Genomic DNA, 7,418 nt, shown 5'->3' on the forward strand with positions numbered 1-7,418 from the left:
CCTCGCTGGCCGCCACGTACAGCTTGCCCTGCCACAGCGGCAGCAGGCGAACATCGTCGACGAGGATCTCTTGGGCCTGCCGCGTCCGCAGCGCCCGCAGACCACCAGCTGGGGCAGCGAGCAGGCGCCGCAGCCGCAGCGTCCCTCCACGGACGTACCGCGTGGACACGAGGACCACAACCCCACGCGTGGTCCGGGTTCCACGGCCGAGTTCGCACGGCCGGACTTCAACGCCGGTCCCCCGCAGGCCGAGCGCCCGGCGGGCCCGTCCGCGGCCGGCCAGTTCGTGCGGCCCGACGTGTACGGGGCGTCCAATGCGTCCGGCAACAACGGCCAGTACGGCCGGCCGGCCGCTCAGGATCCCGCGTCCACCGCGCAGTTCGCCCGCCCCGAGCTCGGCGCGCCGCAGCAGCCCGCGCCGCGCCGGCGTGACGAGTCCGGTTTCGCGCCCCCGCGTCCGTCGGCCGGCCTGCCCGCGCCGCAGCAGCCGGAGGCGCTGCCGCCGGCCTCCGGTCCCGGCGACGGCCGCACCCCGCTGTACGACACCCTGGAGACCAACTGGTTCCGCGGTGCACAGGGCGGTGGCCAGTCCACCGACCAGCCGCAGGCGCCGGCGGAGCGCTCCGCTTCGCCGATGCCGCAGCGTTCCCCCGCGCCGAGCCCGGCGACCCCGGGCAACGCGCACCAAGCGAGCGGTGCCTGGCGCTCCTCGCCCAACGACGAGTTGGTGCGTCAGGCCGAGCGGGTCAGGAAGCCCGCGGCCGGCGGCGTCACCACCTCCGGTCTGCCCCGCCGTGTCCCGCGCGCCAACCTCGTGCCGGGTACCGCGCAGGAGCAGAACCACCAGGCCGGTCCGCAGGTTTCGCGCGCGCCCGACGACGTGCGCGGCCGGCTGACCAATCTCCGCCGGGGTATCCAGCAAGGCCGTCAGCAGAACAGCTCGACGACCGGAAGCTTCAACCTCGGCCCCTCTCACCAGCAGGAGCGTTAGTTGAGTCCGATGAGCCAGGCGGCGCAGAATCTGAACTGGTTGATCACCAACTTCGTGGACAACACCCCAGGGGTGTCGCACACGGTGGTGGTCTCCGCCGACGGTCTTCTGCTGGCGATGTCCGAAGGTTTCCCGCGCGACCGCGCCGATCAGCTGGCGGCCGTGGCCTCCGGTCTGACCTCGCTGACCGCGGGGGCGTCCCGGATCTTCGAGGGCGGTCCGGTCAGCCAGACGGTCGTGGAGATGGAGCGCGGCTTCCTGTTCCTGATGTCCGTCTCCGACGGCTCCTCGCTGGCCGTGCTCGCGCACCCGGACTGCGACATCGGCCTCGTGGGCTACGAGATGGCGCTCCTGGTCGACCGTGCCGGCAGCGTCCTCACCCCGGACCTGCGTGCGGAGCTCCAGGGAAGCCTTCTGCACTGAGACTTCGCCCCGAGCCGAACCCCACGCCCCGGCTCGACCCCCGCCAACGCACCGTCACCAGCACGGCCGCCAAAGGCCCCCCACCGGCCCCATCAGACGGCACAGCCGACCACTTGCTGTCACGCCCGGAGGATTCATGACCCCGCCCCCCGCCTCTCACGATCCGTACGGCGCCTCAGTCGACGCGTACGGAGACGAGGGCGACCAGCCGCTGGTGCGGCCGTACGCCATGACCGGCGGACGGACGCGGCCGCGGTACCAGCTAGCCATAGAGGCGCTGGTCAGCACCACGGCCGATCCGGCGCTGCTCGCCGGCCTGCTCCCCGAGCACCAGCGGATCTGCCACCTGTGCCGGGAGGTCAAGTCGGTCGCCGAGGTGTCGGCGCTGCTGTCGATGCCGCTGGGCGTCGCGCGGATTCTTGTCGCGGACCTGGCGGAGGCCGGCATGGTGGCGATTCACCAGCCGGGCAACGGAGAGGCCGGCGGCACGCCGGATGTGACACTGCTCGAAAGGGTGCTCAGTGGACTTCGCAAGCTCTAGCGGCGGTGCTGCCCGATCGACCACCAGCGCGAAGATCGTGGTGGCGGGCGGCTTCGGCGTGGGCAAGACCACGTTCGTAGGCGCCGTCTCGGAGATCAACCCGCTGCGTACCGAAGCCGTCATGACCTCCGCGTCCGCGGGCATCGACGACCTCACCCACACCGGCGACAAGACCACCACCACCGTCGCCATGGACTTCGGCCGCATCACCCTCGACCAGGACCTGATCCTCTACCTCTTCGGCACCCCCGGACAGGACCGCTTCTGGTTCATGTGGGACGACCTCGTCCGCGGCGCCATCGGCGCCGTCGTCCTCGTCGACACCCGCCGACTCGCCGACTGCTTCCCCGCCGTCGACTACTTCGAGAACTCCGGCCTCCCCTTCGTCATCGCCCTCAACGGCTTCGACGGACACCAGCCCTACAACCCCGAAGAAGTCCGCGAAGCACTCCAGATCGGCCCCGACACCCCCATCATCACCACCGACGCACGCCACCGCGCCGACGCCAAGAGCGCCCTCATCACCCTCGTCGAACACGCCCTCATGGCGCGCCTCAAGTAGAACCCTCAAGTAGACGGTGCAATACGGCAGTTGTCGTAGTTGCCGCCGGTGGCGGGCTGTGTCTTTTGACACGGCCCGCCTCCGTGTTCATAACATTTCGACAGAGAATTCCAGCACAGCGGACACCCGTTGCACACGGGCGGTGCCGCTGCGCTCACATGTGCACCGCTATTTGCCGTGGCTCGTTCTTTATGCCCGTTTTATACGAGGCCTGGGCCACTCGGAATCACAGATTCCGACTGTTTGGAATGGGGCCGTCGACGTGCTGGAATTCGTCGAACTGCCGAGTAGTACGGCTCTGAACGAAACACGGCACAGCGTAGGTGCCGACGCCGAGAGGTTGTTGGTCGAGTGAGGCGAAGCATGACGAGCTCCGCAGAGCAGCAGGCGCGGGGCAACTTCACCCCGCCGTCGCGCACAGCGGCGTCGCCTGCGAATGCGTCGGGAGCTTCCGGCCCTTCCCCGGCCGGCGGCGAATCGAGCACCGGTGGCAGCTCCAGCCGGCTGTCACCGCGCAACTGGCGGGTGCCCACCCGTCTGAACGCGATTCTCCTCATACCCGTGCTCGTCGGTCTGGTGATGGGCGGGTTCCAGGTCAAGCAGTCGATCGACACCTGGAGCGAGGCGCAGGACGCGGAGAAGACGGCGCTGATCGTGCGCGCCGCCTCCGAGTACGGCCAGGCACTGCTCAATGAGCGTGACCTCACCGCACAGCCCCTTCTCCTGGCCACGAGCGAGGACGCCCGCAAGGCGGCCGTCGTCACCGAGGCGTACGAGACGACGGACGCGGCCAAGGCCAAGTTCGACGAGGCCGTCAAGGACATGCCCGACGGGCAGGGCCTGGAGCGTCGCCTCACCCTCTTCCGGCAGGAGGAGCCGGGGCTCGCGAAGCTGCGCGAGGTCTCCTACACCAAGGCGCTCGACCCGGTGAAGACCGAAGAGGGCTACGTCAAGATCCAGCACGTGCTGATGGAGTTCTCCAACGAGCTCGGCCTCGGCACCGGCAACGTCACCAGCTACGGCCGTACCGTGTACGCCGTCCAGCTCGCCAAGGCCGCCGCCTCGCTGGAGCGCTCGATCGGTATGCACCTCCTGGTGCGGCCGAGCAAGGACCCGAGCGTCCTCGCCCAGCAGAAGGTCGCCTTCAACTCGTACAACTACCTCGAGCAGATCGCGATCGGCGAGTACGTCTCCGGCGGTACGGAGGCGGACACCGCGCGGCTCAAGGAAGTCATGGCCGGCAAGGCCGCCGAGGGCGGCAAGCGGCTCGCTGCCGCAGGCCTGAACCCGCCCAAGGGCCCGGACGGCTCCTTCTTCACCGGCATGGCCGCCGCGATCGGCTCCAACGCGACCCCCGCGAAGCTGCGCACGCAGGACGTCACGCCCGAGACATGGATGGGCGCCTCGACCGCCAAGTTCGACGGTTACACCGAGATCGAGAAGGACCTCGTCGACCGGGCCGTGCAAGAGGCCTCGACGATCTCCGACGACGCCAAGTCCGACGCCATCATCAACGGCCTCATCGTCGTCATCGCCCTGCTGACGGCCTTCATCCTGGCCGGCCTCATGGCGCGCCAGATGAGCCGCTCGATGCGCCAGCTGCGCACCGCCGCCTTCGGCATCGCCGAGCAGCGTCTGCCGATGCTCGTCGACCAGCTGTCCCGTACCGAGCCCGGCCGGGTCGACACCCGCGTCCAGCCGATCCCGATCGACACCCAGGACGAGATCGGCGAGGTCGCCCGCGCCTTCGACCAGGTCCACCGTGAGGCCGTCCGGCTCGCCGCCGAGCAGGCCATGCTCCGCGGCAACGTCAACGCGATCTTCACCAACCTGTCGCGCCGCAACCAGTCGCTGATCGAGGGCCAGCTGACCCTCATCACCGACCTGGAGAACAACGAGGCCGACCCGGACCAGCTGGAGAACCTCTTCCGCCTGGACCACCTGGCGACCCGTATGCGCCGCAACGGCGAGAACCTCCTCGTCCTCGCCGGCGAGGAGCCCGGCCGCCGCTGGAACCAGCCGGTGCCGCTGGTCGACGTGCTGCGCGCCGCCTCCTCCGAGGTGGAGTCCTACGAGCGCATCGAGCTCACCGGTGTCCCGGAGACGGAGATCCACGGCCAGGCCGTGACCGACCTCGTGCACCTGCTGGCCGAGCTCCTGGAGAACGCCACCACGTTCTCGTCGCCGCAGACCAAGGTCCGCGTCACCGCGACCCGGCTGCCTGACGGCCGCGTGATGGTCGAGATCCACGACAAGGGCATCGGCCTCACCGCCGAGGACTTCGCGGACATCAACCACAAGCTGGCCAACCCGCCGACCGTGGACGCCGCCGTCTCGCAGCGCATGGGCCTCTTCGTGGTCGGCCGCCTCGCCGACCGGCACGGCATCCGCGTCCAGCTGCGCCCCTCCGGAGAGCAGGCCGGCACCACCTCGCTGGTCATGCTCCCCGACGCCATCACCCACGGTGGCGGTGGTGAGGCGCTGCCCGAGGACGACTTCACGGTCTCGCAGATCATCCCGGAGCAGCGCGCCTTCGAGCAGCCCGCGTTCGAGGCCGCCCCCATGCGGACCGCGGCGGAGCTCGGCTTCGACGACTCCCGCTACGAGCAGCCCTCCGACGGCTCCGCGGCCCAGCTCGACCCCGTGGGCCGCTCCCTGATGCGGGAGGAGCGCCGTGCGGCCCTGGAGGCCCAGGCTCAGGGCGGCGAGCGGCCCCTGTACCGCGACGAGGTGTCGTACGGGCAGGAGCAGGAGCAGCAGCAGGAGTACGGCTCCGAGTACGGCCAGGAGTACGCCGCGCAGGGCTACGCCCAGGAGCAGCAGCCGGTGTACGACGAGTACCAGGGCAGCTACCAGGACGGCTTCCAGGCGAACGGGGGCTACCCCGAGCACCAGGACCAGTACCAGGGCTCGTATGCGGAAGCCGCATACCAGGCCCCGCAGGCTTCCGAGCAGCAGTACGACGGCCAGTACGACGCCCAGCCCCAGCAGGCGGAGTGGGCCGATCAGAACGGTCACCAGAGCACGTACGAGCGGGACTACCGGACCGAAGCGGAATCTTCGCCGGGCGCTCCCGCGAATGCTCCGGAGCGCGTAGGCTTCGATCGTCCGGGACCGTCTCCCTCTTCGAGCAGCAGCCACGAGCTGACCAATGCCGGGCTTCCCCGGCGCGGCAGCAGCCAGCAGCCGCCCGCGCAGCAGCAGACGCAGGCACAGGAGCAGTGGCAGCGGCCCGCCGAGCAGGCTCCGTCGGCCCAGCAGAGCGGACGGGCAACGGAGAGCGGCCAGGGCAGCACGGGCGGCGCCAACGGCTTCGGTGGCGGCGGCTCCGACTCCGACCCCGACGGATGGCGTTCGACGAACGACGAGCGCTGGCAGCGGGCGGAGAAGCTCCGCGACCCGAAGGCCGGCGGGGTCACCTCGTCCGGTCTCCCCCGCAGGGTTCCCAAGGCCAACCTGATCGAAGGCACGGCCGAGCAGACCCCGCAGGGCGGCCCACAGGTCTCCCGCGCCCCTGAGGACGTGCGTGGCAGGTTGAGCAACCTGCGGCGCGGCGTCCAGCAGGGACGCAGCGCGGGAACGGACACGAACGGACCGGGCCTCGGCCCGGGCAGTACCTACAACCAGGAGCGTTAGTGTGAGCCCGATGAGCCAGGCGGCGCAGAATCTGAACTGGTTGATCACCAACTTCGTGGACAACACCCCAGGGGTGTCCCACACCGTGGTGGTCTCCGCCGACGGACTCCTGCTGGCGATGTCCGAAGGTTTCCCGCGCGACCGCGCCGATCAGCTGGCGGCCGTGGCCTCCGGTCTGACCTCGCTGACCGCGGGAGCATCCCGGATCTTCGAAGGCGGTGCCGTCAACCAGACGGTCGTGGAGATGGAGCGCGGCTTCCTCTTCATCATGTCCATCTCCGACGGCTCCTCGCTGGCCGTACTGGCCCACCCCGACGCCGACATCGGCCTGGTGGGCTACGAGATGGCGCTCCTGGTCGACCGTGCGGGCAGCGTCCTCACCCCCGACCTGCGTGCGGAGCTCCAGGGAAGCCTGCTCAACTGAGCGCTCAATTGAGCTATTGGCTTCTTGACCATTAGACAGACAGTGCGTTTCACGCCACCGCACCGTTAAGGTGCGGTGGCGCGGGCTCCACAGGGACAGGAACCGGCGACAGGCAGTCGGAGGAGGAAACGTGGCAACACCCCCAGGCGGACGCCCTTTCGAGGGCGGTCATCAACCGCCGCACGGTGAGCACGCAGACAACCGGTTCAACTTTCCTTCGACGCCGGGAAGACAGGGCGCGCAGCAGCCCTACCAGCAGCCGCAGTCGTCGTACGACCCGTCGTACGACCCCTCGTACGGGCAGCCGTACCAGCCCTGGGTCCAGCCCGTGGCCCCGCGGCGGTCCCCGGAGCCCGCGACCGCGTCGTCGTCCGGCTCCGGCTCGCACAACCCGCTGGTGCGGCCGTACGCCATGACCGGCGGACGGACGCGGCCGCGGTACCAGCTCGCCATCGAGGCGCTGGTCAGTACGACGGCCGATCCGTCCAGGCTGCAAGGGCAGTTGCCCGAGCACCAGCGGATCTGCCGGCTGTGCTTCGAGATCAAGTCGGTCGCCGAGATCTCCGCACTCCTCACCATCCCCCTCGGCGTTGCCCGGATCCTCGTCGCCGACCTGGCGGAGGCCGGACTCGTCGCCATCCATCAGCCCGGCGGCGACGAGTCCGCCGGCGGCCAGCCAGACGTGACACTGCTCGAAAGGGTGCTCAGTGGACTTCGCAAGCTCTAGCGGCGGTGCTGCCCGCTCAACCACCAGCGCGAAGATCGTGGTGGCGGGCGGCTTCGGCGTGGGCAAGACCACGTTCGTAGGCGCCGTCTCGGAGATCAACCCGCTGCGTACCGA

7 protein-coding genes and 1 pseudogene are annotated in these 7,418 nt (G+C 69.8%); all 8 read left to right on the top strand.

The annotated features are described in order from the left end of the window. Positions 1 to 991, top strand: a 991-nt coding sequence (locus ABZ070_RS27245; protein WP_356637979.1) for a hypothetical protein, incomplete at its 5' end; no start/stop codon positions are given. Between the two features lie 9 nt (positions 992 to 1,000). After that, complete coding sequence (locus tag ABZ070_RS27250; RefSeq protein ID WP_005311457.1) at positions 1,001 to 1,414, top strand: roadblock/LC7 domain-containing protein; 414 nt, start codon at positions 1,001 to 1,003, stop codon at positions 1,412 to 1,414. A 136-nt stretch (positions 1,415 to 1,550) separates the two neighbouring features. Then, positions 1,551 to 1,955: a DUF742 domain-containing protein gene (locus ABZ070_RS27255; protein ID WP_356637980.1), complete on the top strand. Its 405-nt coding sequence runs from the start codon at positions 1,551 to 1,553 to the stop codon at positions 1,953 to 1,955. Beyond that, positions 1,936 to 2,517, top strand: a complete 582-nt coding sequence (locus ABZ070_RS27260) for an ATP/GTP-binding protein (protein WP_159686641.1) — start codon at positions 1,936 to 1,938, stop codon at positions 2,515 to 2,517. The genes ABZ070_RS27255 and ABZ070_RS27260 overlap by 20 nt, the downstream gene beginning before the upstream one ends. Positions 2,518 to 2,880: 363 nt before the next feature. Next, entirely contained in the window at positions 2,881 to 6,153 is a 3,273-nt protein-coding gene (locus tag ABZ070_RS27265; protein WP_356637981.1) for a nitrate- and nitrite sensing domain-containing protein, read from the top strand. A 10-nt stretch (positions 6,154 to 6,163) separates the two neighbouring features. Beyond that, positions 6,164 to 6,577, top strand: coding sequence for a roadblock/LC7 domain-containing protein (locus tag ABZ070_RS27270; RefSeq protein WP_006127847.1), 414 nt, complete (start codon positions 6,164 to 6,166; stop codon positions 6,575 to 6,577). Positions 6,578 to 6,707: 130 nt separating this feature from the next. After that, positions 6,708 to 7,304 (top strand): DUF742 domain-containing protein, encoded by a 597-nt coding sequence (locus ABZ070_RS27275; RefSeq protein WP_356637982.1) that lies wholly within the window; start codon positions 6,708 to 6,710, stop codon positions 7,302 to 7,304. Then, positions 7,285 to 7,418 (top strand): annotated as a pseudogene (locus ABZ070_RS27280) (ATP/GTP-binding protein); the annotation flags it as partial. The gene ABZ070_RS27275 and the pseudogene ABZ070_RS27280, both read left to right, overlap by 20 nt.

The organism is Streptomyces sp. NPDC006283, from assembly GCF_040613325.1.
In the GTDB taxonomy this organism is placed as follows: Bacteria; Actinomycetota; Actinomycetes; order Streptomycetales; family Streptomycetaceae; genus Streptomyces.

Bases quoted from the DNA above. Each gene is read 5' to 3' on its own strand.
- ABZ070_RS27255 (WP_356637980.1), top strand. From the start codon at position 1,551: ATGACCCCGCCCCCCGCCTCTCACGATCCGTACGGCGCCTCAGTCGAC.
- ABZ070_RS27270 (WP_006127847.1), top strand. From the start codon at position 6,164: ATGAGCCAGGCGGCGCAGAATCTGAACTGGTTGATCACCAACTTCGTG.
- ABZ070_RS27250 (WP_005311457.1), top strand. From the start codon at position 1,001: ATGAGCCAGGCGGCGCAGAATCTGAACTGGTTGATCACCAACTTCGTG.
- ABZ070_RS27265 (WP_356637981.1), top strand. From the start codon at position 2,881: ATGACGAGCTCCGCAGAGCAGCAGGCGCGGGGCAACTTCACCCCGCCG.